Consider the following 24,444-nt stretch of genomic DNA (forward strand, 5'->3'; position numbering starts at 1 on the left):
TCGGCGGTCGCTTCGCCGTTCACCACCTGTGGTGCACCTGCGGACGGACCAGCTCGTCGTAGACCGCGCGGACCTGCGCCAGTTCCGCTGTGGACAGTGCCGGTTGGTCGGCCACGGCGGCGTTGGCGCGGGCCTGTGCCGCGTCGCGGGCACCGGGGATGACCACTGTGACCCCTGCCTGGTCGAGCACCCAGCGCAGCGCGAACTGGGCCGTCGTGCGATCCCCACCGACCAGCGGGGCGAGCCGACGGACGGCGGCCAGCCCGGTGGTGAAGTCGACGCCGGAGAAGGTCTCGCCCACGTCGAACGCCTCGCCGTGCCGGTTGTACGAGCGGTGGTCGTCGGCGGGAAAGGTGGTCTGCTCGTCGTAACGGCCGGAGAGCAGGCCGCTGGCCAGCGGTACCCGGGCGATGATGCCGACCCCGGCGGCGGCAGCGGCCGGCAGCACCCGCTCCAGCGGCTTGTGGCGCAACGCGTTCAGGATGATCTGGACGCTGGCCACCCCTGGGCGGGCGATCGCGGTGAGCGCCTCGTCGCAGGTCTCCACGCTGACGCCGTACGCGGCGATCCGCTTCTCGGCGACCAGGGTGTCGAGCGCGTCGAAGACCGCGTCGTCGGCGAAGACCACCGTCGGTGGGCAGTGCAACTGCACCAGGTCCAGGGTGTCCACCCCGAGGTTGCTCCGGGACCGGTCGGTCCACCGGCGGAAATTGTCCAGGGTGTACGCCTCGGGGGTCTGCGGCACGCGGCGGCCCATCTTGGTCGCCACCGTCAACCCGGCGTCCGGATGCGCCGCGAGGAACCGGCCGATCAGCTGCTCGCTGCGCCCGTCGCCGTAGACGTCCGCGGTGTCCAGGAAGGTGACGCCGGCCTCGACCGCGGCGTCAAGCACCGCCATCGCGTCATCCTCGGTGACCGTGCCCCAGTCGGCACCGAGCTGCCAGGCGCCGAGGCCGACCACGCCTACCTGCCGACCCAGCCGGGGGAAGCTGCGTTGTTCCATGCGGGTGAGCCTAGTGTGGGAGGGTGAACTGGGATCCGGCGGCGTACCTGCGCTACGGCGACGAGCGGTCCCGACCCTTCCATGACCTGCTCGCCCGGGTGGGCGCCGAGCGTCCCCGCACGGTGGTCGACCTCGGGTGCGGCCCCGGCACCCTGACCGTCACCCTCGCCGAGCGTTGGCCCGGTAGCCGGATCGTCGGGCTGGACTCCTCGGCGCAGATGATCGCGCGCGCCGCCGAGCTGTCCGCCCCGGTCACCTTCGAGCTGGCCGACCTACGCCACTGGCACCCCGATGCGAGCACCGACGTGGTGGTCAGCAACGCGGCGCTGCAGTGGGTGCCCGGTCACCGCGAGCTGCTCACCCGCTGGGCCGGTCAGCTGCCCGCAGGTGCCTGGCTTGCGGTGCAGGTACCCGGCAACTTCGACGCGGCCTCGCACCGCCTGCTGCGCGAGGTGGCCGCGCGCCCGCAGTGGCGGGCGGAGCTGACCGGGCTGCTGCGCGTCACGCCGGTGGCCGAGCCGGTCGAGTACGCCGCGTCACTGGCCGATGCCGGCTGCGCCGTCGACGCCTGGGAGACTACCTACGTGCACCTGTTGCCGGCCCGTCCCGACGCCGATCACCCGGTACTGAGCTGGCTGGAGGGCACCGCGCTGCGCCCGGTCCGGGCCGCGCTGGACGCCGCCGGCTGGGCCGCCTTCCGCGCCGCCCTGGGGGTACGCCTCGCCGAGGCGTACCCGGTGCGGCGCAGGTGGGTGTACTTCCCGTTCCGCCGGATCTTCGTCGTTGCCCGTACCGGCGCCGGGCCCGGGTGAACCGCCCGGACCGCGCCAACCGACCCTGCGTCAGGAGAACCCCGTGACCGAGCTGCGTACCTTCATCGCCGGACTGCCCAAGGTGGAGCTGCACGTGCACCACGTCGGCTCCGCCTCGCCCCGGATCGTGGCCGAGTTGGCCGCCCGGCACGAGGGGCAGAGCCCGGTCCCCGCCGACCCGCAGCTGCTGGCCGACTACTTCGTCTTCCGCGACTTCGCACACTTCATCGAGCTGTACCTCAGCGTCGTGGATCTCATCCGGGACCAGGAGGACGTCTGGATCCTCACCCACGAGGTGGCCCGGGAGCTGGCCCGCCAGCAGGTCCGCTACGCCGAGCTGACGGTCACGCCGTACTCGCACGTCAAGCGCGGCATCCCCGCACCGGCGTTCTGTGAGGCGATCGAGGACGCCCGCAAGCGCGCCGCCGCGGACTTCGGCATCGAGCTGCGGTGGTGTTTCGACATTCCGGGCGAGGCGGGCCTGCCGGCGGCCGAGGAGACGCTGCGGATCTGCCTCGACGAGCGCCCGGACGGGCTGATCAGCTTCGGCCTGGGTGGCCCCGAGATCGGGGTGCCGAGGCCGCAGTTCAAGCCGTACTTCGACCGGGCCCGGGCGGCCGGGCTGCACTCCGTGCCACACGCCGGGGAGACCACCGGCCCGCAGACCGTCTGGGACGCGCTGCGCGAGCTGGGCGCCGAGCGGATCGGCCATGGCATCTCCGCCGCCGAGGATCCGGAACTGCTCGCCTACCTCGCCGAGCGGCAGATCCCGTTGGAGGTCTGCCCGACCTCAAACGTGCGGACCCGCGCGGTGCCAACGATCGAGGAGCACCCGCTGCCCCGCCTGGTCGAGGCCGGGGTGCTGGTCACCATCAACTCGGACGACCCGCCGATGTTCGGCACCACCCTCGACGACGAGTACGCGGTGGCCGCCGGCCTGCTCGACGCGGGCCCGGCGCAGGTGGCGGAGCTGGCCCGCACGGCGGTCGGCGTCTCGTTCCTCGACGAGGCCGGCAAGCGGCGGATCAGCGCGGAGATCGACACCTACCTGACCACCCACGGCTGAGGCGTCGAGCGCCCCGGCGAGCGGGCGGTGGGCCTGTTCCCGCCGGGCGGGCCGGGCGGTGGCGGCGGGCGGAACCGAAGTGGCGCGCGGCGGGAGGGTGTGGTGTGGGGGGACCGTTTCTCCCGCCGCGCGCACGGCCCCACCGGCCGATTGCGCTGGGAGCGAAGGGCCGGTGGAACTGCTGGGTTCGGTGACTGATCCTGGCAGCCCGATGCCTCCGATGGGGCGGCGTTAAGTCGGATCTAAGGAAGACTTGTGCCACCCCACAGCCCGCGCCGTCGAGCCCGGCACAGCCCGCCCCGTCGAGCCCGGCAAAGCCCGCGCCATCCGGCCTGGCACCGGTGGCCGGCGTGGGTTCGGTTCAGCCGTCCGACGGCCGCTGCCGGGGCCATCGGCGCCCGGCGCTCTTCGCCTCCCGGCCCTCCCGGGCCATCCGGCCCACCAGGCCGAACCGACTGACCTGGCGCGGCGTCGCCTCCGGGTCGGCGAGCAGCATCACCACGCTGGCGCCGCCGAGCCGGGCCCGGTCGATGCTTACCGAACCGTTCGCCTGCAACGCCACCCGCTTGGCGATGTCCAACCCCAACCCGGTGGAGCCCTGGTCGCTGGCACCCCGGCGCAGCGCCCGGTCCGGGTTGGCGATGCCCGGCCCGGCGTCGTCGATGCGGATGGCCACGTACCCGTCGCGGCGGGAGACCGCCACCTCGAACGCGGTGCCCTGCGGGGTGTAGCGGAAGACGTTGCCGATCACCGCGTCCAGCGCGGCGGCCAACTCGGCCCGGGGCACCGGCACGGGGATCCGCAGCTGGGCGCCGCTGACCCGGTGCGGGCGGTTCTGGTCGCCGGCAAGCGCCGCCCAGAAGACCATCCGCTCCCGGACCACCTCGCTCACGTCGCAGATCGCCGGGCCCGCCTCGGTGGCCACCGCCTTGCGGGTGGTCTTGATCAGCGTGTCGATCTCACCCTCCAGGGTGACGATCGCCTGCCGGATTCGCCTGATGCCGCGCCGGTAGTCCAGCTCCGCCTGGCTGAACGCGCCCACGCTTGTGTCGTCGGACTCCAACGCCTCCGCGTCCAGCCGCAGCACGGTTAGCGGGGTCCGCAGCCGGTGCGACAGGTCCGCCACGAGTTCCCGCTCCTCGGTGCGGGCCGCGACCAACCGTTCCGCCATCCGGTTGAAGGCGTGACCGGCCTCGGTCAGCTCGCGCGGGCCGCTCGGCTCGACGCGTACGCCCAACTCGCCATCGCCCACCGCGAGCGCGGCCCGCACCAGACCCCGGGCGGCGTCCACGGTCCGGGCCGCGACCCGGTCCACCACCAGCACCGCCGCACCCACCAGGGCGACCGCGACCCCGGCCAGCAGCAGCCAACTGTCCCGGCCGTCGCCGAGCGCGGAGTCCGGGACGAAGACCTCGACCACCGCGGTCTGCTCGCCGAGCACCACCGGATCCAGCCGCAACGCGCCACCGTCGACGTCGACGACCAAGGAACGTCCCTCGGCCCGGGCCCGCTCCAACTGCGCGGCGTCGGCCCGTCCGGCGGCGGCCTCCACCGCCAGGCCGTGCACGACCGGCCGGGTCGCCGGATCGGTGCCGGTGGCCTCGATCGCGCGGGCGACCACCTCCGGGTCGGTACTCACCGCGAGCGCGCCGGTGACCAGGGCGCTGCGGCGGGCCGCGTCCGCGATCGCCTCCTCGCGGGTCTGGCCGTCGAGGGTCAGCCCGAGCGGAACCAGGAAGGTCAACGCCAGTAGCGCGCCCACCCCCGCCGTCAGCAGGGCAAGGGACCGCCTCAGTCCGGCGCCACCAGCCGAAAGCCCACCCCCCGCACGGTGCGCAGGTAGCGTGGCTTCGCCGCGGACTCGCCCATTTTGCGGCGGAGCCAGTACAGGTGAACGTCGATGGTCTGGTCCTCGCCGACCGATGGCTGCCGCCATACCTCCTCCAAGAGCTCCCGCCGGGACACTACCCGGCCAGGACGGGCGGCGAGATACGCCAACAGGTCGAATTCCTTGCGGGTCAACGCCAGCGCCGCCCCGTCGAGGTGGGCGCTGCGTTCGCCGATGTCCACCCGCAGCCCACCGACGCTGTGCACGGCCGGCTGCACCGCCCGGCTGGCCCGGCCCACCCGGCGCAGCACGGTGGTGATCCGGGCGTCCAGATGCGCGCCGGTGAACGGCTTGACCATGTAGTCGTCGGCACCGGCCCGCAGCAGCCGGACCACGGACTGCTCGTCGTCGCGGGCGGTGGCGATGATGATCGGTACGTCGGTGATGCCGCGCAGCATCCGCAGAGCGTCGGAGCCGTCCAGGTCCGGCAGGCCGAGGTCGAGCACGACCAGGTCGGGGGTTTCCGCGGCGACCCGGCGCAGCGCGTCCAAGGCGGTGCCGACCGCGTGCACGGCATGACCCCGGTCGGTGAGTGACCGAAGCATCGCGCCGCGTACGACGTGATCATCTTCGACCAGGAGGACGGTGGCCACCCAAGCACGGTACTCGCCGTCGCGAGCGGGGTCATTGCGGCCCACCCGACGTTCCGCACAAGATGGCATGACCATGTCCTTCACCCTCTATCCGGACACCCGGCTGGCCCTGGCCCGCGACGCGCTCGCCGGCCTGTCGGTCGGCGACGCCCTCGGCTCCCAGTTCTTCGTGCCCGGCCGCGGGCCGGGCGACCTGGCCGCCGGCCGGCTACCGCCCGCGCCCTGGCAGTGGACCGACGACACCGAGATGGCCTGCTCGGTGCTGGCGGCGCTGGCCGAGGCGGGCCGGATCGACCGGGACGCCCTCGCCCTGGCCTTCGCCGAGCGGTGCGAGCCCTACCGCGGCTACGGCCCCGGCGCGGTACGCATCCTGCGCCTGATCCGCACCGGCACGCCGTGGCCGGTCGCCGCCGCGTCCGCCTTCGACGGGCAGGGCTCCTGCGGCAACGGCGCGGCGATGCGGGTGGCGCCGTTGGGGGCGTACTTCGCCGACTCGACCAGCCGGGCCGTCGCACAGGCCCGGGCATCGGCCGAGGTGACCCATGCCCACCCCGAGGGGATCGCCGGGGCGGAGGCGGTGGCGGTGGCCGCCGCGCTGGCGGCCCGCGCCCGCCTGGACGGGGACCGCCCCGCACCGGCCCGCCTGCTCGCGGGGGTGGCGGCTGCGCTGGACCCGGCGACCGAGGTGTGTCGGGGCGTACGCCGGGTCGCCGGCCTGCTCGGTCGCCCGCTGGCGGAGATCGTGGCGGCGGTCGGCAACGGCTCCCGGGTCACGGCCCAGGACACCGTCGCCTTCACCTGCTGGGTGGCGGCTACCCACCTGCACGACTATCCGGCGGCGGTGCGGGCCTGCGTCGAGGCGGGCGGAGACGTGGACACCACCGCCGCGATCGTCGGCGGGGTGGTCGCCGCGTACGCCGGGGTGGGCACGCCGGGCGGGGTGCCCGGAATGTGGTTGGCGGCCCGGGAGTCGCTACCCGACTGGGCCGGCTGAGGCCGCCCGGCCCCGGCCCAGCGCGGTGACCCGGCCCAGCGGGGCGGGGTCGGGTCAGCGGGGCAGGCTCGGGTCAGCGGGGCGGGGTCGGCCCAGCGGGGCAGGCTCGGGTCAGCGCGGCGCGGCGGCCTCGACCACCTCGCCGGTCGGGCGAGCCGGCGTCGGGGCGTCGTCGGTGCTGACCGGCGCTTCGAGCACCGAGCGGTCGACCTCGTCGGCGCTGGACCGGCGCCGCCGGCTGATCAGCCAGCCCACCACCGCGCCGCCGCCGAGGCCGGCGACCAGTCCGGCGGCGAGCAGGCTGTTGGGGTTCGGGCCGCCGTCGGAGGCGGCCGGTGCCGGCGGAGCCTCGGCCGGCGCGCCGGCACCCGGTGCCGGAGCGCCGTGCCCACCGTGGCCGCCGCCCGGATAGGCCGGGTCGCCCGGGGTCAGGATCAGCGCCGGCAGCGGGCGCTGACCGGGGCCGCCGCCCCAGTGCACCTGCAATCCGTCGGCGTACGTCTGGGTCAGCTCGAAGGTCAGCCGGTCGGTCTGCGGCAGCGGGGCCATCGAGAAGACCAGCCGGGCCGGACCGGCGTCCGCCGGGCCGGGGGCCCGGGTCCAGGTGAGTGTGGCGGTCACCACATCGGTGGCGGGACCGTGCATGCCCGTCACCGGCGCGTCCAGCTTCCGAGTGGTGATCTTCGGCGCCCAGCCCGGCACCGACAGCGGCCACACCTCGGCGACCGGGGGGTCGGCCGGCATCCGGATCTCGATCCGCTCGGTACGGACACCGGGCCGTTCGTCGGGCACCACGAATTCGAGCTTCACCGAGTTGCCCTGCTGGGCCTCGGTCGGTGTGAAGGTCACGCCGTCCGCCCACGCCGTAGCGGGCCAGAGCAGCACCCCGGCCGTGGCCAGGGCGGCCACCAGAGCGCCCCGGCGTCGACGGCTCCCGCCGCGCGTCATCGCCATCCTGGGTTCCCCATCCGTCTCGGCAGAGCCGGAACGGGCTCCGGCCACACCTGGTAGTTCGGATGCCGGGCCGAAATGGTTCAACGGCCGGCCCGATCTCGTGCGGCCGATATCGGGCGGCGGCCCTCGATCGGCGACCGATAGCATCGCAGGAGAGCCGACCTCGGCACCTACCGTCACATCTGCCCAGAGGAGTCACCCGTGTCCGCACCCCGTACCCCCGCCGTGGCCGACCCCGTCGTCGTTGCCGCCGGGACGACGGCGGCCGACGCGGTGGCCGCGGCCGGGCTGCCCAACTCGGGCCCCAAGGCGATCGTGGTGGTCCGCGACCCGCAGGGCATGCTGCGCGACCTGGACTGGCGCCCGGCCGAGGAGACCGTCGTCGAGCCGGTCGCGCTGGACTCGCCGGACGGGCTCAACGTGCTGCGCCACTCGACGGCGCACGTGCTCGCCCAGGCCGTGCAGGACGTCTTCCCCGAGGCGAAGCTCGGCATCGGCCCGCCGATCGAGAACGGCTTCTACTACGACTTCTCGGTGGAGAAGCCGTTCCAGCCCGACGACCTGGCCAAGCTCGAGAAGCGGATGCAGGAGATCGTCAAGTCCGGGCAGCGGTTCCGGCGGCGTCGCTTCGACAGCCTGGACGAGGCCAAGGCCGAGCTGGCCGCCGAGCCGTTCAAGCTGGAACTCATCGAGGTCAAGGGCGAAGGGCTGGATTCCTCCGAGGTGATGGAGGTCGGCGGCGGCGAGCTGACCATCTACGACAACCTCGCCGCCGACGAGGACAAGGTCTGCTGGTCGGACCTGTGCCGCGGCCCGCACCTGCCGAACACCCGGCTGATCGGCGCGTTCAAGCTGATGCGTTCGGCCGCCGCGTACTGGCGGGGGTCGGAGAAGAACCCGCAGCTGCAACGGGTCTACGGCACCGCCTGGCCGACCCGGGACGCGCTCAAGGCGTACCTGAAGCTGCTGGAGGAGGCCGCCCGGCGCGACCACCGCAAGCTCGGCGCGGACCTCGACCTGTTCAGCTTCCCCGACGAGTTGGGCTCCGGCCTCGCGGTCTTCCACCCCAAGGGCGGCATCATCCGCCGCGAGATGGAGAACTACTCGCGGATCAAGCACGAGCAGGCCGGGTACGACTTCGTAAACACCCCGCACATCACCAAGGGCCACCTGTACGAGGTCTCCGGGCACCTCGACTGGTACGCCGACGGGATGTTCCCGCCCATGGAGGTGGAGGGCGCGAACTACTACCTCAAGCCGATGAACTGCCCGATGCACGACCTGATCTTCCGCTCCCGCGGTCGTTCCTACCGGGAGCTGCCGCTGCGGATGTTCGAGTTCGGCACCGTCTACCGGTACGAGAAGTCCGGTGTGGTGCACGGGCTGACCCGGGTGCGCGGCATGACCCAGGACGACGCGCACATCTTCTGCACCGAGGAGCAGATGGCGGGGGAGCTGAAGTCGCTGCTCGCCTTCGTGCTCGAACTGCTGCGCGACTACGGGCTGGACGACTTCTACCTGGAGCTGTCCACCCGCAACCCGGAGAAGTCGGTGGGCACCGACGAGAACTGGGAGCGGGCCACCGAGGCGCTGCGCTCGGCCGCCGAGGAGTCCGGCCTGGACCTGGTGCCCGACCCGGGCGGCGCGGCCTTCTACGGCCCGAAGATCTCCGTGCAGGCCAAGGACGCCATCGGGCGTACCTGGCAGATGTCCACCATCCAGGTCGACTTCAACCTGCCGGAGCGGTTCGGCCTGGAGTACCAGGCGGCCGACGGCACCCGGCAGCGGCCGGTCATGATCCACCGGGCGCTCTTCGGTTCCATCGAGCGCTTCTTCGGCGTGCTCATCGAGCACTACGCGGGCGCGTTCCCGGCCTGGTTGGCCCCGGTGCAGGTGGTCGGCATCCCGATCCGCGACGAGCACGTCGACTACCTGCACGGTTTCGTGGCCGCGCTGCGGGCCGAGGGCATCCGTGCCCAGGTCGACGCCGGTGACGACCGGATGCAGAAGAAGATCCGCACCGCGCAGCAGCAGAAGATCCCGTTCATGGTGATCGCCGGTGACGACGACGTGGCCGCCGGCACGGTCTCGTTCCGCTACCGCGACGGTTCCCAGCGCAACGGCGTACCGCTCGCCGACGCGGTCACCCACGTCCTCGACGTGGTCCGCTCCCGCACCAACTCCGGCCCCTCCGCCGAGATGTGAGGGCCGTAGGATCGCCGGTGTGACTGGGGCGGAGGAGCACATCGACAGGGACATGGCCGACGGGCTGGACCGGCTCTGGACGCCCCACCGGATGACCTACATCTCCGGTGCCGACCGGCCCGAGGGCGGCTACGACAAGCCGGCCGGCTGCCCGTTCTGCCTGGCCCCGCGCCGGCCGCCGGAGGAGAGTCTGGTGGTCGCGCGGGGCGAGCACGTCTTCGTGGTGCTCAACCTCTACCCGTACAACCCGGGGCACCTGCTGGTCTGTCCCTACCGGCACGTGGCCGACTACACCGACCTGGACGGGCCCGAGACGGCCGAGCTGGCGTCGTTCACCCAGACCGCCATGCGGGTGATCCGCAAGGTCAGCAGCGCGCACGGCTTCAACCTGGGCATGAACCAGGGCGGGGTGGCCGGTGCCGGCATCGCCGCCCACCTGCATCAGCACGTGGTGCCCCGATGGGGCGGCGACGCCAACTTCATGCCCGTGATCGGGCGCACCAAGGTCCTGCCGCAACTCCTCGGCGACACCCGCGACCTTCTCGTCCGCGCCTGGCCCGGCTGACCGTCGGGCCGCCGGGACCGCGCGACCGCGCACGGCGGCGGTGATGGTGACGGTGACGCTGCGGGATACGCTCCGTCAGCGGCGGTGGCGTACGGCGGCCCGACGTTCACGGCCGTGAGCTGCGGCGGCGTGGCCAGGGCCGGTACGGCGGCGAAACCGGGGCCGGTTCGGGGTGATCCGTGGGACCGGGCGACCCGTACGGATGATCGTGATGGACCTCTGCCAAATTCCGCTCGCAGGATGGCACGATGCGCCGATGGTGCAGTCGACGCGGACCCTGGGCCGCAGCGGCATCGAGGTGAGTGCCCTCGGCATGGGCTGCTGGGCGATAGCCGGCCCCTGGGCCGAGGGACACACCCCGCTGGGCTGGGGTGCGGTCGACGACGAGGAATCCATCCGTACGGTCCGCCGAGCGCTCGACCTCGGCGTCACCCTGTTCGACACCGCTGACACGTACGGCGCCGGGCACGGCGAACGCGTGCTCGGGCGGGCGCTGGCGGGCAGGCGTGACGAGGCGGTCATCGCCACCAAGTGGGGCTACACGTTCGACGAGCGGACCCGGCAGGCCACCGGGGCGGACCCCTCACCGGCGTACCTGCACCGGGCGGTGCGGGACTCGCTGCGCCGGCTGGGCACCGACCGGATCGACCTCTACCAGCTGCACCTGGCCGACCTGCCGGTGCACCGGGCGCAGGCGCTCGTCGGCGCGCTTGAGGAACTGGTGACCGACGGCCTGATCCGGGCGTACGGCTGGAGCACCGACCGGGCCGACCGGGCCACCGCCTTCGGCCAGGACGCCCCGCACGCCGCCGCCGTGCAGCACAGCCTCTCGGTGCTGCGCGACGCCCCCGACCTGCTCGACCTCTGCGAGAAGTACGACCTGGCCAGCATCAGCTGCGGTCCGCTCGGCATGGGTCTGCTCACCGGGAAGTACCACGCCGCCTCGACCCTGCCCTACGACGACGTGCGGGGCATGACCTCTGGCTGGCTGGAGTGGTTCCGCGGCGGCCGGCCCGCCCCGGAGTGGCTGCGCCGGGTGCAGGCCGTGCGGGCGGCGCTGACCGCTGACGGGCGCACCCTGGCTCAGGGGGCACTGGGCTGGATCTGGGCCCGCAGCCCGCGCGCGATCCCGATCCCCGGCTGCCGCACCGTCGAGCAGGTGGCGGAGAACGCCGCCGCGCTGGCCCTCGGTCCGCTGCGCCCCGACCACTTCGCCGAGGTGGAACGGCAGCTCGCCGCCCTGCGGGCCGCCGCGCTCCGCGAGGTCGACCGCCCCTACTGGCCCAGCCCCATGCTCCCCACCGCCCGCCCCTAATCCCCACCCCTGCCCCACCCCGGCGATCATGAGGTTAGCGGCAGCTGTTGATCTTCAAACTGCCGCTAACCTCATGATCAACCGTGGTGGTGGGCGGTGGCGAGGTGGGTGGGGAGGGGGTCGTGGCGGATGTAGTGGCGGCGGAAGGTGGCGGCGCCAGCGGTTATTGCGCGCAGCTCGACGGCGTAGCGCAGCAGTTCCAGGGCGGGCACCTCGGCGCGGACCAACGTGCGGCCCTCGGCGTCCGGGTCCGGTTCGGTGCCGAGCACCCGGCCCCGGCGGCCGGACAGGTCGCCCATCACCGCGCCCACGTTGCCGTCGGGCACCCGGACGGTCACCTCGTCGATCGGCTCCAGCAGCGTCGGCTGGCCCCGCTCGGCGGCGTCGCGCAGGGCCAGCGCCCCCGCGGTCTGGAACGCCGCGTCGGAGGAGTCCACGCTGTGCGCCTTGCCGTCGACCAGGGTCACCCGCAGGTCCACCACCGGGTGGCCGGCGACCAGGCCGCGCTCCATCTGGGCGCGTACCCCCTTCTCGACGGAGGGGATGTAGTTGTGCGGCACCGCACCGCCGACGACCCGGTCGACGAACTCGAAGCCGGCGCCGCGCGGCAGCGGCTCCACCTCGATGTCGCAGACGGCGTACTGGCCGTGCCCGCCGGACTGCTTGACGTGCCGGCCGTGACCCCGCGCCGGGGCGGTCAGGGTCTCCCGGAGCGCCACCTGCACCGGCTCGGTGTCCAGCTCCACGCCCCCGGCGCGCAGCCGGTCGAGGACCACGTCGGCGTGCGCCTCGCCCATGCACCAGAGCACCAACTGGTGGGTCTCCGGGTTGCGCTCCAGCCGCATCGTCGGGTCACCGGCCACCAGCCGGGCCAGGTTGCGGGCCAGGGCGTCCTCGTCCGAGCGGGACTTCGCCACGATCGCCACCGGTAGCAGTGGCTCCGGCATCTCCCACGGGGCGACCAGCAGCGGGTCGTCCTTGGCGGAGATGGTGTCGCCGGTCTCCGCGCTGCCGGACTTGGTGATCGCGCAGATGTCACCGGCCACGGCGACGCCCACCTCGCGCAGGGTGGCCCCCAGCGGGCTGTAGAGATGGGCGATCCGCTCGTCGGCGTCGTGGTCGGGGTGGCCCCGGTCGGCCAGGCCGTGTCCGCAGATGTGCACCGTCTGCTCGGGGCGCAGCGTACCGGAGAAGACGCGGACCACGCAGACCCGCCCGACGTGCCGGTCGATGGTGGTCTTGACCACCTCGGCGACCAGCGGACCGTCCGGGTCGCAGGTGAGCGGTGGGCGGGGCGTGCCGTCGATCCCGGTGACCGCGGGCAGCGCGTGCTCCGGCGGCGACGGGAAGCCGGCGGTGAGCACCTCCAACAGCGCGTCCAACCCGACCCCGGTCGCCGCGCAGACCGGCACCACCGGGTAGAAGTGGCCCCGGGCCACCGCCTTCTCCAGGTCCTCGATGAGCAGCTCGGTGCCGATCTCCTCGCCACCGAGGTACCGGTCCATCAGGGTCTCGTCCTCGCTCTCCGCGATGATCCCCTCGATCAGCTCGTTGCGGGACTCCACGATCGCCGGCAGGTGCTCCGGATCGGGCTCGCGTACCTGCGGCGGCAGGCCGTCGGTGTAGTCGAAGACCCGCCGGGTGATCAGTCCGAGCAGGCCGACGGTGGAGATGCCGTCGTCGCCGAGCATGGGCAGGTAGAGCGGGAGCACGTTGTCACCGAAGACCCGCTGGCAGAGCGCCACCGCCTCGTCGAAGTCGGCGCGCGGGTGGTCCAGCCGGGCGACGGCGACCGCCCGGGGCATGTCGACCGCGGCGCACTCCTCCCAGAGCGCGGCGGTGGCCGCGTCCATCCCGTCGACGGCGGAGACCACGAACAACGCGGCGTCCGCCGCGCGCAGGCCGGCCCGCAACTCGCCGACGAAATCGGCGTAGCCGGGCGTGTCCAGCAGGTTGACCTTGAATCCGTCGTGCCACAACGGAGCGCAGGCCAGCGAGACCGACCGCTGTTGGCGTACGGCCGCCGGGTCGTGGTCGCAGACGGTGTTGCCGTCGGCGATCGAGCCGGCCCGGGCGATCGTGCCGGTCGCCGCGAGCAGGGCCTCGACCAGGCTGGTCTTACCCGCTCCCGAGTGCCCGACGAGCACCACGTTGCGGATCTTCGCGGGGTCGGTCACCGTCGGTACGTCGGTGACCCCCTTGTCCTGATTCCTCTGCGCCATCGGGCGCACCTCCCTCAGCCGGTGGTGGTGGGTGGCGACCGCCGCGCGCGACGGGGATGCGGCCCGGGCGGAATACTGCGGCGATATCCTCCGGTGGAGCGCTTGGAGCCGAGCGATCAACGGGCGTTCGGGTGAGCCGGGTCACCCTCCCGGCTCGATCTCACACCCGATGCGGGGCCGGCACAACCCTCCGTGTTCGGACGGTGCTGTCGCCGGTCAGCGGCCGACCGTTATCGTGGGACCGCCATGGCGAAGATCTTCCAAGTGTCGGCCCGCGCGGGGATGACCCGCGTCGTGGAGCCGATTGCCCGCCGCCTGCTGCGCGCGGGCGTGTCCCCCAACGCGGTCACCGTGACCGGCACCCTCGGGGTGCTCGTCGGTGCGCTCGGTTTCGGCGCCCGCGGTCACCTGGTCGCCGGAGCGCTGATCGTGACGGTCTTCGCGCTGACCGACCTGCTCGACGGCACGATGGCCCGGATGAGCGGCGGCTCCACCCGGTTCGGTGCCTTCCTCGACTCCAGCATGGACCGGGTCGCCGACAGCGCGGTGTTCGGCGCGGTCGCCTTCTATCTGGCCAGCGAGGGCGACCGGCCCGGAATGGCCGCCGCGCTGATCTGCCTGGCCGCGGGCGGACTGGTCTCGTACGTCAAGGCCCGCGCCGAGGGGCTCGGCATGAGCGCCAACGTCGGCGTCGCCGAACGTACCGAACGGCTGCTGATCGTCGGCGTCGGTGGCCTGCTCACCGGCCTCGGCGTCGAAGCGGCGCTGCCGGTCGCGCTCTGGCTGTTGGCGGCGGTGTCGCTGTTCACCGTGGGGCAGCGGATGCGGCACGTCCACCAGCAGGCCCGGCAAGTCGACGTGCCGGGCGGTCAGCGATGAGCGGCAGCTGCGCGTGAACCTCACCGAACTCGGCTTCGCCGCCGGCTGGCGGCTGGTCCGCGCACTGCCCCGGCCGGTCGCCGCCGCTGGCTTCAACGCCGTGGCGGACCGGGCCCACCGCCGGCGTGGTGCCGGCGTCAAGCGGCTGCGCGCCAACCTGCGCCGGGTGGTCGGCCCGGAACTGCCCGAGGCCGAACTCGACGAACTGGTCCGGCGAGGCATGCGTTCGTACGCCCGGTACTGGATGGAGGCGTTCCGGCTGCCGTCGCTGAGCCGAAAGCAGATCCTCGCCGGGTTCCGGCTGGACGGCGCCGAACTGCTCGCCGCCGACGTGGCGGCCGGCCGGGGCGCGGTGGTGGCGTTGCCGCACGCCGGCAACTGGGACCTGGCCGGCGCGTGGGTGGTGGCCAACGAGTGGCCGCTGTCCACCGTCATGGAACGGCTCAAGCCGGAGGGCGTCTACGAGCGGTTCGTGGCGTTCCGGGAGCGGCTGGGGATGGAGATCCTGCCCGCCACCGGAGGCGTCCGGCCCCCGCTCGACGTGCTCACCGAGCGGGTGACCGACGGGGCGGTGGTGCCGCTGCTCGCCGACCGGGACCTCTCCGCCCGCGGGGTGGAGGTGAAGTTCTTCGACGGCCGGACCCGGATGCCGGCCGGCCCGGCCCTGCTCGCCCTGCGCACCGGCGCGCCGCTCTACGTCGCCTCGATGTGGTACGAACCGGACGCGGCGTGCGCCTCGATCGAGGGCCCGCTGCCGGTGCCGGGGCCGCAGGAGGGCACGCTTGACGTACGGGTGCGGTCGCTGACCCAGCGGATCGCCGACGGTCTCGCGGCGGGCATCGCCCGGCATCCGCAAGACTGGCACATGTTGCAGCGGATGTGGCTGGACTGAGGGGGACGGGCGCAATGCGGATCGGCATCGTCTGCCCGTACTCCTTCGACGTCCCGGGCGGGGTACAGAACCACGTCATGGACCTCGCCGAGGCGTTGATCGGGCTCGGGCACGAGGTGAGCGTGCTCGCCCCGGCGGACGAGGACTCGCCGCTGCCGCCGTACGTGGTGCCGGCCGGGCGGGCGGTGCCGCTGCCGTACAACGGCTCGGTGGCCCGGATCGCCTTCGGTCCGGTCTCCACCGCCCGGGTCCGCCGGTGGATCATCCGGGGCGACTTCGACGTGCTGCACGTGCACGAGCCGCTGGCGCTGAGCCTCTCCATGCTCGCCGTGCTCTCCGCCCGGGGCCCGGTGGTCGCCACCTTTCACACCGCGATGACCCGGTCCCGGGTACTCGCCGCCGCCCAGGGCGTACTCCAGATCGTGCTGGAGCGGATCACCGCCCGGATCGCGGTCAGTGCGCTGGCCCGCAAGGTGCAGGTCGAGCACCTGGACGGCGGCGCGGTGGAGATTCCCAACGGGGTCGCGGTGGCCAAGTTCGCCGGTGTCGAGCCGCTGCCCGGCTGGCCGGGGGAGGCGCCGGCGGGCAGCGGCGGCACCCTCGGTTTCCTGGGCCGGTTCACCGAGCCCCGCAAGGGTTTCCCGATCCTGCGCGACGCCTTCGTGGAGCTGGCCCGGCAGCGCGCCGGGCTGCGCCTGCTGGTGGCGGGCCCCGGCGACCCGGACGACCTGTTCGACCAGTTTCCGCCCGATCTGCGGGATCGGGTGACTTTTCTCGGTCTGGTACCCGAGCAGGAGAAGGCGCGCATGCTGCGCAGCGTGCACCTGTACGTGGCGCCGAACACCGGCGGCGAGTCGTTCGGCATGATTCTCACCGAGGCGCTGGCCGCCGGCACCACAGTCGTCGCCAGCGATCTCGACGCCTTCCGCCGGGTGCTCGACGGTGGCCGGGCCGGGCGGTTGTTTCCCACAGGTGACGCGGTGGCGCTCCGGCGGACGATCGCCGAACTGCTTGACGATCCGGACCAACGGGCCGAGTTGACCACCTGCGGTAACCAGGTGGTGGCGAATTTCGACTGGCCCGTGGTTGCCCGCCGGGTTCTGGAGGTATACGCAGCGGCGATCGAGGCGACCGATGGGCGGGTGATCGACCAGGAGTGGGTGGGGCCGGACTGACCGGGAGGAACGTGAGCAGCACTACGATGCCGGGCATGTGGTGGGTGGTGGGCACGACGGTGGTCGTCGCCCTGGTGGCGGCGTACCTGATCTGGACCGCCGGCCGGGTCGAGCGGCTCCAGTCCCGTGCGCAGCTCGCCGCCCGCGCCCTGGACGCCCACCTGCTGCGCCGGGCCGCCGCGGCGGCGGTGCTGGCCGAGCGCCGCTACGGCGTCGAGCTGTACGCGGCCGCGCGGATCGCCCTCGACGCACAGCCGGAGGAGCGGGAGGCGGCCGAGAACGACCTGACCCGCCAGCTGCGGGCGGTCGAGCTGGACCCCACCGACCCGGACTGCGAGGCGGTGATCGCCGCCAGCCGGCGGCTCGCCCTGGCCCGGCAGGTGCACACCGACCTGGTCCGGGACGCGCGTACGGCGCGCGGCCGGCCGCTGGTCCGCCTGCTGCGGATGGGGCGGCGGCACTCCTGGCCGCGCTACTTCGACATCGACGACCCGACCCTCGCCGTGCCGCCCGTCGACGTCACCACCAGATGATCTCCGCCGTCCCGCTGCCGGCATGATCCCCGACGCCGCGCTGCCGGCATGATCCCCGCCGTCCCGGCGACAGCCCGATCCCGGCATGGTCCCCGCCGCCGCGCCCGCTGCGGTGACGGCGGCCACAGAGCAGGCCACCACGGGTTCGATTGGCTGTCGGAACGCCCGCCGGCCGGACGTAGCATTTCGCCGTCCCGCCCCGAGCTGCCCGAGGAGCGATGAACCCGTGTCCGAGACGACTTCCCCGAACCCCGACGCCACCCCCGTCGTCGGCACCGCCCGCGTGAAGCGCGGCATGGCCGAGATGCTCAAGGGCGGTGTGATCATGGACGTGGTCACCGCGGAGCAGGCCAGGATCGCCGAGGACGCCGGCGCGGTCGCGGTGATGGCGCTGGAGCGGGTGCCCGCAGACATCCGCGCCCAGGGCGGGGTGTCCCGGATGAGCGACCCCGACATGATCGACGGCATCATCAACGCCGTCTCGATCCCGGTGATGGCCAAGGCCCGCATCGGCCACTTCGTCGAGGCGCAGATCCTCCAGTCGCTCGGCGTCGACTACGTCGACGAGTCCGAGGTGCTCACCCCGGCCGACTACGCCAACCACATCGACAAGTGGGCGTTCACCGTCCCGTTCGTCTGCGGTGCGACCAACCTGGGCGAGGCGCTGCGCCGGATCACCGAGGGCGCCGCCATGATCCGCTCCAAGGGCGAGGCCGGCACCGGCGACGTCTCCAACGCCACCACCCACATGCGGAAGATCCGCCAGGAGATCCGCCGGTTGTCCTCGCTGCCGACCGACGAGCTGTTCGTCGCGGCGAAGGAGCTTCAGGCGCCGTACGAGCTGGTCAAGGAAATCGCCGAGACCGGCAAGCTGCCCGTGGTGCTCTTCACCGCCGGTGGCATCGCCACCCCCGCCGACGCGGCGATGATGATGCAGCTCGGCGCGGAAGGCGTCTTCGTCGGCTCCGGCATCTTCAAGTCCGGCAACCCGGCCCAGCGGGCCGCCGCCATCGTCAAGGCGACCACCTTCCACGACGACCCGGACGTGCTGGCCAAGGTCTCCCGGGGCCTCGGCGAGGCGATGGTCGGCATCAACGTCGACGACATCCCCGTCCCGCACCGCCTCGCCGACCGCGGCTGGTGACTTGCAAGGAAGGGCCCCTTGTTAACGCCTCCGGTAGAGGAAGGGCCCCTTCTTAACACGCCGAGGTCTGAGCGGTGGCGCTCGGGAAGGAAGGCACGTGACAACACCCGTGATTGGCGTGCTCGCCCTCCAGGGAGACGTACGCGAACATCTCACCGCCCTGACCGGCGCGGGCGCGCAGGCCCGCCCGGTCCGCCGCCCGGCGGAGCTGGACGCGGTCGACGGCCTGGTCATCCCGGGCGGGGAGTCCACCACGATCAGCAAACTGGTCGACCTCTTCGAGCTGCGTGAACCGATCGACAAGCGGATCGCCGCCGGCCTGCCGGTCTACGGCTCCTGCGCCGGCATGATCATGCTGGCCACCGAGGTGCTTGACGGGCGGCCGGACCAGCGCGGCTTCGACGGCATCGAGATGACGGTACGGCGCAACGCGTTCGGCCGGCAGGTCGACTCGTTCGAGGCGCCGGTGGAGATCACCGGGATCGACGGCGGGCCGCTGCACGCGGTCTTCATCCGCGCGCCCTGGGTTGAACGGGTCGGCGCGGGCGTCGAGGTGCTCGGCACGGTCACCGAGGGTCCGTCCGCCGGCCGGATCGTCGCCGTACGCCAGGGCAACCTGCTGGCCACCTCCTTCCACCCCGAACTCACCCACGACCTCCGCCTGCACCGCTACTTCACCCACCTCGTCCGCACCACCCCCACCTAACCGCCCCACCCTCCGGCCACCCCACCCTCCGGCCGCCCCCAGCGCCGTTGACCATGAAGTTGTTGTCCCGACACGCCGGGACGAATGGCAATAACTTCATGATCAACGAGTCAGCTGGCGACCGGGCGGAGGGTGCGGGGGATGGGAGAGGAGGGGTGAGGGGAGGGGTGGGGGGAGGGGTGGGGGTGGGGGTAGGAGGAGTGGGTTAGGAGGAGGCGGGTGAGGGCGGTTGCGGTGGCGGGGTCGGCGGGGAGGTGGACGACGAGGCGCTGCTGGTCGTCGGGGAGTTCCAGGGTCTCGTACGCCAGGCGCAGCGGGCCGACCTCCGGATGCCGTAACCGGCGCACGGCGCTGGACCGGGCGGCGACCGGACGGCGTCGCCACCGCGAGGTGAACGGTGCCCCCACGATGCTGCCGAGCCGTTCGGCGAAGGCATCCGTGGCGGGGTCGCCCTGGCGCAGCCGGTGCAGCTCGGCGACCTGCTGGTCGGCCAGCTCCGCCCAGTCGGGAAAGTGCACCCGGGCGCGTTCGTCGGTGAAGACGAACCACACCAGGTTGGGCCGGTCGCCGTCGAACAGCCCGAGTGGGCGGGCCAGCCGGTCGAACGGATCGTTCCAGGCCAGCACATCGCCGACCCGGTTGAGCAGGTACGCGGGTCGGTCCCGCAGCGCGTCCAGCAGCCCTCGAACCTCAGGGCGGACGGTACGCGAGACCGCCGGACGCTGCCCCGTGCACAACTGCCGGCGGTGGTCGACCGACGCCAGTTGTTGCAGGTGCCGCCGGTCGGCCGGATCGAGGCGCAGCGCATTGGCCAGCGCGGCGAGGATCTCCGGTGAGGGGCGGTTGTCGCGGCCCTGTTCGAGTCGGGTCAGATACTCCACGCTCACCTGCGCCAGCGTGGCGACCTCCGCCCGGCGCAGCCCCGGGGTACGACGTCGGGGGCCGGCGGGGAGTCCCACCTGCTCGGGGCGTAGGGCCTCCCGCCGGCTGCGCAGGAACGCGCCCAACTCTCCGTCCATCACGCCCCCAGTCTGCCGCGCGTAGTGCCGGCAAGGGTGACCCCGCCAGGGCTACCCTCCCGCCGGTCTCCCCGGGCGGCCGGTCCGCCGGTGAGGTGGAGTCATGAGAGAGCAACAACCTTTCGTCATCGGCGTGATCGTGGGCAGCAGCCGTCCGGGCCGACGGGGGCCGACGGTGGCCGGCTGGGTGACCGAGGTGGCGGCCGAGCACCCGGCGGTACGGGCCGGCGCGGCGACGATCAGGACCATCGACTTGGCGGAGAGCCCTCTGCCGCTGCTGGACGAACCGGTACCGGCCCGGTTCGGCGACTACCGGCACGAACACACCCGCCGCTGGTCGGCGGTGGTGGCGGGGTGTGACGCCTTCGTCTTCGTCGCCCCGGAGTACAACCACTCGATCCCCGCCATTCTCAAGAACGGCATTGACTATCTGGACGCCGAGTGGCGCGGCAAGCCCGCCGGGATGCTCAGCTACGGTGTACGCGGCGGTGGCCGGGCGGCCGGTCACCTGCGGGACATCCTCACCGAAGTGGGGATGGAGGTGGTACGCGAGCACGTCGAGCTGGAGCTCTTCACCGACTTCGACTGGTCCGGCGAGGATACGTCCGACCCGACGGCGGGGGGACGGATCGCGCCCGGCGAGGGTCGGGCGGCGGCGGTGCAGGCGATGCTCACCGACCTGCTCGAGGCGGCCCGCGACGTCGTGACGGTGGCATGATCATGACGACGATGCTGATCACGTACCGGGTCCGTCCGGACCGCCTCGCCGAGCACCTGACCCTGCTCGACGCGGTCCACGAGGAACTGGCCCGGACCCGGCCGCCCGGACTGCGCCAGCTCACCCTGCGGCTCGATGACGGGCACACCTTCGTCGACGTGGTGACCGGCCCGCACCTGCCCGATCCGCTGCCGTCACTGGCGGCGTTCGGCCGATACCGGGCCGGGCTGGAGGAGCGCTGCGAGCGGTTCGAGATGTCGGAGGCCGACCTGCTGGAGTCGTACGGCATGGGGGAGTAGCCTGCGTCCGCTATGCGCCTGTCTGCGGTGATCCACAGGACTGCCGGCGTGCGGCGGGTGACGGCCGCCCGTCGTACGTCGGTAGGATTGTCGAGATTCGGCAGGGCCATCTGGCCGTCACGGCTTCTCACCAGAGCTGACCGGCACCACCGTGTGCGCCGGTGGGGAGCGGGGGCGTGCGCGGTGCGGTCGATGCAGCCGGCGGGTAGCAACGGAGGTAACAGATGTCCGGCCACTCAAAGTGGGCGACGACCAAGCACAAGAAGGCGGTCATCGACGCCAAGCGCGGCAAGATGTTCGCCAAGCTGATCAAGAACGTCGAGGTCGCGGCGCGGACCGGAGGCGGCGACCCCGCCGGCAACCCGACGCTCTACGACGCGATCCAGAAGGCCAAGAAGAACTCGGTTCCCAACGACAACATCGACCGCGCGGTCAAGCGCGGCTCCGGCCTGGAAGCCGGCGGCGCCGACTACCAGACGATCATGTATGAGGGGTACGGCCCGAACGGCGTCGCGCTGCTGATCGAGTGCCTGACCGACAACCGCAACCGCGCCGCCACCGAGGTACGCACCGCGCTGACCCGCAACGGCGGCTCCTTCGCCGACGCCGGCTCGGTGTCGTACATGTTCTCCCGCAAGGGCGTGGTGATCGTGCCGAAGGCGGGCACCACCGAGGACGACGTGATGCTTGCGGTGCTGGACGCGGGCGCCGAGGAGGTCAACGACCTGGGCGAGGCGTTCGAGGTGGTCTCCGAGCCGGGCGACCTGCTGACCGTACGCACCGCGTTGCAGGACGCCGGCATCGAGTACGAGTCGGCCGAGTCCTCGCTCATCCCCAGCGTCACCGTGCCGCTTGACGAAGAGGGCGCGCGCAAGATCTTCAAGCTGATCGACGTTCTGGAGGACAGCGACGACGTGCAGAACGTCTACGCCAACTTCGACGTCTCCGACGAGGTGATGGCCGCCGTCGGCTGACGTTCCGCAGCCTGGATGCAGGACACCTCCCGGACACTGTCATCCGGGAGGTGTTTCTATCTCGAGGTGCAGTGGCTATTCCTTGCGGATTGCCTGGTTGATCGCGGCGGCGAACGAGAAGCCGAGCACCCAGCCGGCCAGAATCATGGCCCAGGTCCAGAAGAGCAGCGGAGTGCCCCAGGCTTTGCTGGCATCGGGTACCCACTTGTCGATCTGATACAGGTTCACGCCGGGGACCAGCAACTGGACCGAGTAGGCGACCGGATTGAAGCAGGGGTAGTTCTCGGGGCAGTGTGTGGTGTCGGTGTGCGGCCTTTCGGCGGTCCGCGCGCCCACCGGCTCCATGAGGTTGTGATGCTCGGCTGAGTGGTAGAAGATCATGTTGAGCAGGACGAACGGGAGCGCGATCAGGAATGGCTGGTAAAGCCGGTAGCCGTACCTGACGGTCAACCACATGAAGATGTTCCACAGCTTCGAGTGGCGCGGAAGTTTGTCCTTCTTGCGGAGCTGCTTCAGGCCGGCGACCGCCACCTCACGTTCTGCGATCTCCTGGCCGGCTTCCCGGTAGATCTTGCTGAGTTGCAGATAGGGCTGGCGCGAGTAGGTGCGCATTCGGCTGAGTATCTTGATGCGCTCTTCGTACGGCGGGTCGTTCTCGATGCTCTGGTAGGTGAGACCTTCGAGTTCGACGAGGTCTTCCGGGTAGCTCGTCGTACTGTCGTGGAGTCGCCGCACGCTCGCGTACCGCAGGTCGACGAGCTGGAGCGGCTTCTCGGTCGGCAGGACGAGCGACCCGCCGGCTCGCAGCCCGAAGGCGTTGATCGACATTCTTCCGACCTCGCTGAAATGCCCCCCACCCAGGTCCACGTTCCGAGCGATGTCCGCGTCCCGGAGCGATACTTCGCCGATTGCCCGGAAGTCGTCGGTGAGCAGCACGTCACCGTGCCCGACCAGGCCGGTCAGGTCGAGAGCGATGGGTCCCCCTGCCCGGAAGGTGCTCCGTCGGCAGTCGAGTTGCCGGCCGACAGTGGCTCGGGCGAGCCGGACTCCACCGATCGCCCGGCAGCCGGCGTCGAGCATGACGTCCCCAGCTGTGGTCAAGCCGTCCGCGTCCAGCGCGACGCCGTTGTCGCACTCGAAGAGTCCGCCCGAGCAGACGACCGCCTCGGTGACACTGGCGCCGGAGAACCGGACCTGACCGTGGGCGGTGAAGCCCGCTTCGAGTCTGGGATCCCAGTTGAGGTAGACGCTGCCCTGGCAGATCAGCCCGGTGGCGTCCAGGGCGGTGTCGGCCTGATTCTCGAAGTGTCCGCCGGTGCAGGTGAGTTGACGCGCCAGCAGCGCGCCGACCAGGCGTACCGCGCCGTGGGCCGTGAAGCCCCGATCGAGGTACGCGTCCCTGGCGGCCAGCCGCTCCGCCTCGATCGCCGCGCCGGCCCGGCCGTCGAACGACCCGCCGGTGCAGCTCAACTCACCGTCGATCTGCGCACCGGACAGGCGTACGGGGCCGGTGGCCTGGAAATCTCGATCGAGGTAGCAGCCGATGGTGACGCGCAGCGAATCGGCGTGCAGCGCCAGCCCGTTCGGGTTGTGCAGGGTGGCGTTGCGGAACGAGACCAGTTCCGCCTGCGCCCAGCAGAGCCGGACCTCCCCGTCGGCGCGGAACCCTTCGTCGCAGCGCAGTTCCCGGCCGACCGTCACCCAGGTCGCGTCGATGGCCGGTGCCGGAGCGTTGCTGAACTGCCCGCCCCGGCAGTCCAGATCAGCCGCGATGTAGCTGGAGTCCAGGGTGACGCCGCCGGTGACCGTCGTACCGTTCAGAAAGAGCCCGCCCTCGATGACCATGTCGGGCCCGTGGAACGCCGCGCAGCTGGGCCGGTGGGTCAGCCGGCTGCCGCTGAGTATCAGGTCGTGCTCCAGGTGGGCGTCGGCGAAACTCACGCCGATGATGTCGCACTCGAGGGCGCTGATGTCCTTGCAGCCACGGATGCTGTCGGCGGTGAGACCGTCGATCCGGCAGCGGAGGAACTGGATCGGCTCGTCGCAGACCGCTCCGGACAGGTCGACACCGTCGGGAAACTCGCAGTCGCGGAACGACAGGCCGTGGCAGAGGTGGAGTCTGGAGAGGTCCAACCGGCCCCGGATCTTGGCGCCGACGATTACCACGCGATCCTTGACCGGCGCGCCGGGGTCTGCGCAGAGGTAGCTGACGGCGGTGGCGCCGACCTCGGTGCCGAGTTGGTCGTCGGGTTCGGCCCGCTTGCCGCCGGCAACCTGGTCGAGCATCAACCATTCGCGGTCGTCGGGCTCGAAGTCCAGGCGTTCGCTCCAGTCCGTGCCACTCACGAGTTTCCTCCCGGGCCACCGTCGGGCTCGGCTGGGCTGGGGACCTTCCCGAAGGATCATCGGCAGAATAACCCCAGCTCAGCGCCGCGCGAGGGCGATCGGGTGACCCGACCCAGAGCTTAGGCAGTTGCTAGAGATAGCT

Annotated in this window: 22 protein-coding genes; 15 read left to right on the forward strand and 7 right to left on the reverse strand. The window is 72.1% G+C overall.

Annotation, left to right across the window (positions count from 1 at the left end; translation table 11 throughout):
- Window positions 1-19: 19 nt before the first annotated feature.
- Window positions 20-1,003, reverse strand: a complete 984-nt coding sequence (locus tag AC507J_RS26065; RefSeq protein ID WP_496291996.1) for an aldo/keto reductase — start codon at window positions 1,001-1,003, stop codon at window positions 20-22.
- Between the two features lie 23 nt (window positions 1,004-1,026).
- Here AC507J_RS26065 and AC507J_RS26070 point away from each other — a divergent pair, with 23 nt between their 5' ends.
- Entirely contained in the window at window positions 1,027-1,815 is a 789-nt protein-coding gene (locus AC507J_RS26070) for a trans-aconitate 2-methyltransferase (protein WP_496291998.1), read from the forward strand.
- Between the two features lie 43 nt (window positions 1,816-1,858).
- Complete coding sequence (locus AC507J_RS26075; RefSeq protein ID WP_496292000.1) at window positions 1,859-2,881, forward strand: adenosine deaminase; 1,023 nt, start codon at window positions 1,859-1,861, stop codon at window positions 2,879-2,881.
- A 361-nt stretch (window positions 2,882-3,242) separates the two neighbouring features.
- On the opposite strand, the gene AC507J_RS26080 is transcribed toward AC507J_RS26075, so the two are convergent.
- Both AC507J_RS26080 and AC507J_RS26085 read right to left on the reverse strand, forming a co-directional pair.
- Complete coding sequence (locus AC507J_RS26080; protein ID WP_496292002.1) at window positions 3,243-4,643, reverse strand: HAMP domain-containing sensor histidine kinase; 1,401 nt, start codon at window positions 4,641-4,643, stop codon at window positions 3,243-3,245.
- Between the two features lie 29 nt (window positions 4,644-4,672).
- Complete coding sequence (locus tag AC507J_RS26085) at window positions 4,673-5,362, reverse strand: response regulator transcription factor (RefSeq protein WP_496292004.1); 690 nt, start codon at window positions 5,360-5,362, stop codon at window positions 4,673-4,675.
- Window positions 5,363-5,435: 73 nt separating this feature from the next.
- Here AC507J_RS26085 and AC507J_RS26090 point away from each other — a divergent pair, with 73 nt between their 5' ends.
- Entirely contained in the window at window positions 5,436-6,356 is a 921-nt protein-coding gene (locus AC507J_RS26090) for an ADP-ribosylglycohydrolase family protein (RefSeq protein WP_496292073.1), read from the forward strand.
- A gap of 111 nt (window positions 6,357-6,467) precedes the next feature.
- Here AC507J_RS26090 and AC507J_RS26095 read toward each other — a convergent pair whose 3' ends face one another.
- Entirely contained in the window at window positions 6,468-7,310 is an 843-nt protein-coding gene (locus AC507J_RS26095; protein WP_496292006.1) for a DUF1775 domain-containing protein, read from the reverse strand.
- Window positions 7,311-7,511: 201 nt separating this feature from the next.
- Between AC507J_RS26095 and thrS the strand changes: the two genes are divergently transcribed.
- From thrS to AC507J_RS26110, 3 genes are all read left to right on the forward strand, one after another.
- Window positions 7,512-9,515, forward strand: a complete 2,004-nt coding sequence (gene thrS / locus AC507J_RS26100) for a threonine--tRNA ligase (protein ID WP_496292008.1) — start codon at window positions 7,512-7,514, stop codon at window positions 9,513-9,515.
- Between the two features lie 52 nt (window positions 9,516-9,567).
- The gene (locus AC507J_RS26105; protein WP_496292075.1) at window positions 9,568-10,080 is read left to right on the forward strand and encodes an HIT family protein; all 513 of its coding nucleotides are present in this window, start codon (window positions 9,568-9,570) and stop codon (window positions 10,078-10,080) included.
- Window positions 10,081-10,336: 256 nt separating this feature from the next.
- Window positions 10,337-11,395: an aldo/keto reductase gene (locus AC507J_RS26110; RefSeq protein ID WP_496292010.1), complete on the forward strand. Its 1,059-nt coding sequence runs from the start codon at window positions 10,337-10,339 to the stop codon at window positions 11,393-11,395.
- Window positions 11,396-11,472: 77 nt separating this feature from the next.
- Here AC507J_RS26110 and AC507J_RS26115 read toward each other — a convergent pair whose 3' ends face one another.
- Complete coding sequence (locus AC507J_RS26115) at window positions 11,473-13,617, reverse strand: elongation factor G-like protein EF-G2 (RefSeq protein ID WP_496292012.1); 2,145 nt, start codon at window positions 13,615-13,617, stop codon at window positions 11,473-11,475.
- 246 nt (window positions 13,618-13,863) lie between these two features.
- Between AC507J_RS26115 and pgsA the strand changes: the two genes are divergently transcribed.
- From pgsA to pdxT, 6 genes are all read left to right on the forward strand, one after another.
- Window positions 13,864-14,496 carry a phosphatidylinositol phosphate synthase gene (pgsA, locus tag AC507J_RS26120; protein WP_496292014.1) on the forward strand — a complete coding sequence of 211 codons (633 nt, stop codon included), beginning with the start codon at window positions 13,864-13,866 and terminating at the stop codon, window positions 14,494-14,496.
- A 13-nt stretch (window positions 14,497-14,509) separates the two neighbouring features.
- Window positions 14,510-15,388, forward strand: coding sequence for a phosphatidylinositol mannoside acyltransferase (locus tag AC507J_RS26125; protein WP_496292016.1), 879 nt, complete (start codon window positions 14,510-14,512; stop codon window positions 15,386-15,388).
- Between the two features lie 14 nt (window positions 15,389-15,402).
- A complete protein-coding gene (locus AC507J_RS26130) occupies window positions 15,403-16,563 on the forward strand; it encodes a glycosyltransferase family 4 protein (RefSeq protein WP_496292018.1) in 1,161 nt (386 codons plus the stop codon).
- Window positions 16,564-16,598: 35 nt separating this feature from the next.
- Entirely contained in the window at window positions 16,599-17,096 is a 498-nt protein-coding gene (locus AC507J_RS26135) for a hypothetical protein (RefSeq protein ID WP_496292077.1), read from the forward strand.
- A gap of 226 nt (window positions 17,097-17,322) precedes the next feature.
- Window positions 17,323-18,240: a pyridoxal 5'-phosphate synthase lyase subunit PdxS gene (gene pdxS, locus AC507J_RS26140; protein WP_496292020.1), complete on the forward strand. Its 918-nt coding sequence runs from the start codon at window positions 17,323-17,325 to the stop codon at window positions 18,238-18,240.
- A gap of 97 nt (window positions 18,241-18,337) precedes the next feature.
- Window positions 18,338-18,946, forward strand: a complete 609-nt coding sequence (gene pdxT / locus AC507J_RS26145; protein ID WP_496292022.1) for a pyridoxal 5'-phosphate synthase glutaminase subunit PdxT — start codon at window positions 18,338-18,340, stop codon at window positions 18,944-18,946.
- A gap of 110 nt (window positions 18,947-19,056) precedes the next feature.
- On the opposite strand, the gene AC507J_RS26150 is transcribed toward pdxT, so the two are convergent.
- Window positions 19,057-19,965 carry a helix-turn-helix transcriptional regulator gene (locus AC507J_RS26150; RefSeq protein WP_496292079.1) on the reverse strand — a complete coding sequence of 303 codons (909 nt, stop codon included), beginning with the start codon at window positions 19,963-19,965 and terminating at the stop codon, window positions 19,057-19,059.
- A gap of 103 nt (window positions 19,966-20,068) precedes the next feature.
- On the opposite strand from AC507J_RS26150, the gene AC507J_RS26155 reads away from it, so the two are divergent.
- The 3 genes from AC507J_RS26155 to AC507J_RS26165 all read left to right on the forward strand — a co-directional run bounded on the left by AC507J_RS26155 (window position 20,069) and on the right by AC507J_RS26165 (window position 21,956).
- Entirely contained in the window at window positions 20,069-20,683 is a 615-nt protein-coding gene (locus tag AC507J_RS26155) for an NADPH-dependent FMN reductase (protein ID WP_496292024.1), read from the forward strand.
- A gap of 2 nt (window positions 20,684-20,685) precedes the next feature.
- Complete coding sequence (locus tag AC507J_RS26160) at window positions 20,686-20,982, forward strand: hypothetical protein (RefSeq protein WP_496292026.1); 297 nt, start codon at window positions 20,686-20,688, stop codon at window positions 20,980-20,982.
- 224 nt (window positions 20,983-21,206) lie between these two features.
- The gene (locus AC507J_RS26165; RefSeq protein ID WP_496292028.1) at window positions 21,207-21,956 is read left to right on the forward strand and encodes a YebC/PmpR family DNA-binding transcriptional regulator; all 750 of its coding nucleotides are present in this window, start codon (window positions 21,207-21,209) and stop codon (window positions 21,954-21,956) included.
- A gap of 75 nt (window positions 21,957-22,031) precedes the next feature.
- Here AC507J_RS26165 and AC507J_RS26170 read toward each other — a convergent pair whose 3' ends face one another.
- Complete coding sequence (locus AC507J_RS26170; protein ID WP_496292030.1) at window positions 22,032-24,302, reverse strand: hypothetical protein; 2,271 nt, start codon at window positions 24,300-24,302, stop codon at window positions 22,032-22,034.
- Window positions 24,303-24,444: the final 142 nt, after the last annotated feature.

It is taken from the genome of Micromonospora sp. PRAS1 (genome assembly GCF_059553435.1).

Bases quoted from the DNA above. Each gene is read 5' to 3' on its own strand.
- AC507J_RS26065 (WP_496291996.1), bottom strand. From the start codon at position 1,003: ATGGAACAACGCAGCTTCCCCCGGCTGGGTCGGCAGGTAGGCGTGGTC.
- AC507J_RS26105 (WP_496292075.1), top strand. From the start codon at position 9,568: ATGGCCGACGGGCTGGACCGGCTCTGGACGCCCCACCGGATGACCTAC.
- AC507J_RS26095 (WP_496292006.1), bottom strand. From the start codon at position 7,310: ATGGCGATGACGCGCGGCGGGAGCCGTCGACGCCGGGGCGCTCTGGTG.
- pgsA (WP_496292014.1), top strand. From the start codon at position 13,864: ATGGCGAAGATCTTCCAAGTGTCGGCCCGCGCGGGGATGACCCGCGTC.
- AC507J_RS26090 (WP_496292073.1), top strand. From the start codon at position 5,436: ATGTCCTTCACCCTCTATCCGGACACCCGGCTGGCCCTGGCCCGCGAC.
- AC507J_RS26155 (WP_496292024.1), top strand. From the start codon at position 20,069: ATGAGAGAGCAACAACCTTTCGTCATCGGCGTGATCGTGGGCAGCAGC.
- AC507J_RS26150 (WP_496292079.1), bottom strand. From the start codon at position 19,965: ATGGACGGAGAGTTGGGCGCGTTCCTGCGCAGCCGGCGGGAGGCCCTA.
- AC507J_RS26130 (WP_496292018.1), top strand. From the start codon at position 15,403: ATGCGGATCGGCATCGTCTGCCCGTACTCCTTCGACGTCCCGGGCGGG.
- AC507J_RS26165 (WP_496292028.1), top strand. From the start codon at position 21,207: ATGTCCGGCCACTCAAAGTGGGCGACGACCAAGCACAAGAAGGCGGTC.
- AC507J_RS26135 (WP_496292077.1), top strand. From the start codon at position 16,599: ATGTGGTGGGTGGTGGGCACGACGGTGGTCGTCGCCCTGGTGGCGGCG.
- AC507J_RS26110 (WP_496292010.1), top strand. From the start codon at position 10,337: ATGGTGCAGTCGACGCGGACCCTGGGCCGCAGCGGCATCGAGGTGAGT.
- AC507J_RS26115 (WP_496292012.1), bottom strand. From the start codon at position 13,617: ATGGCGCAGAGGAATCAGGACAAGGGGGTCACCGACGTACCGACGGTG.
- AC507J_RS26160 (WP_496292026.1), top strand. From the start codon at position 20,686: ATGACGACGATGCTGATCACGTACCGGGTCCGTCCGGACCGCCTCGCC.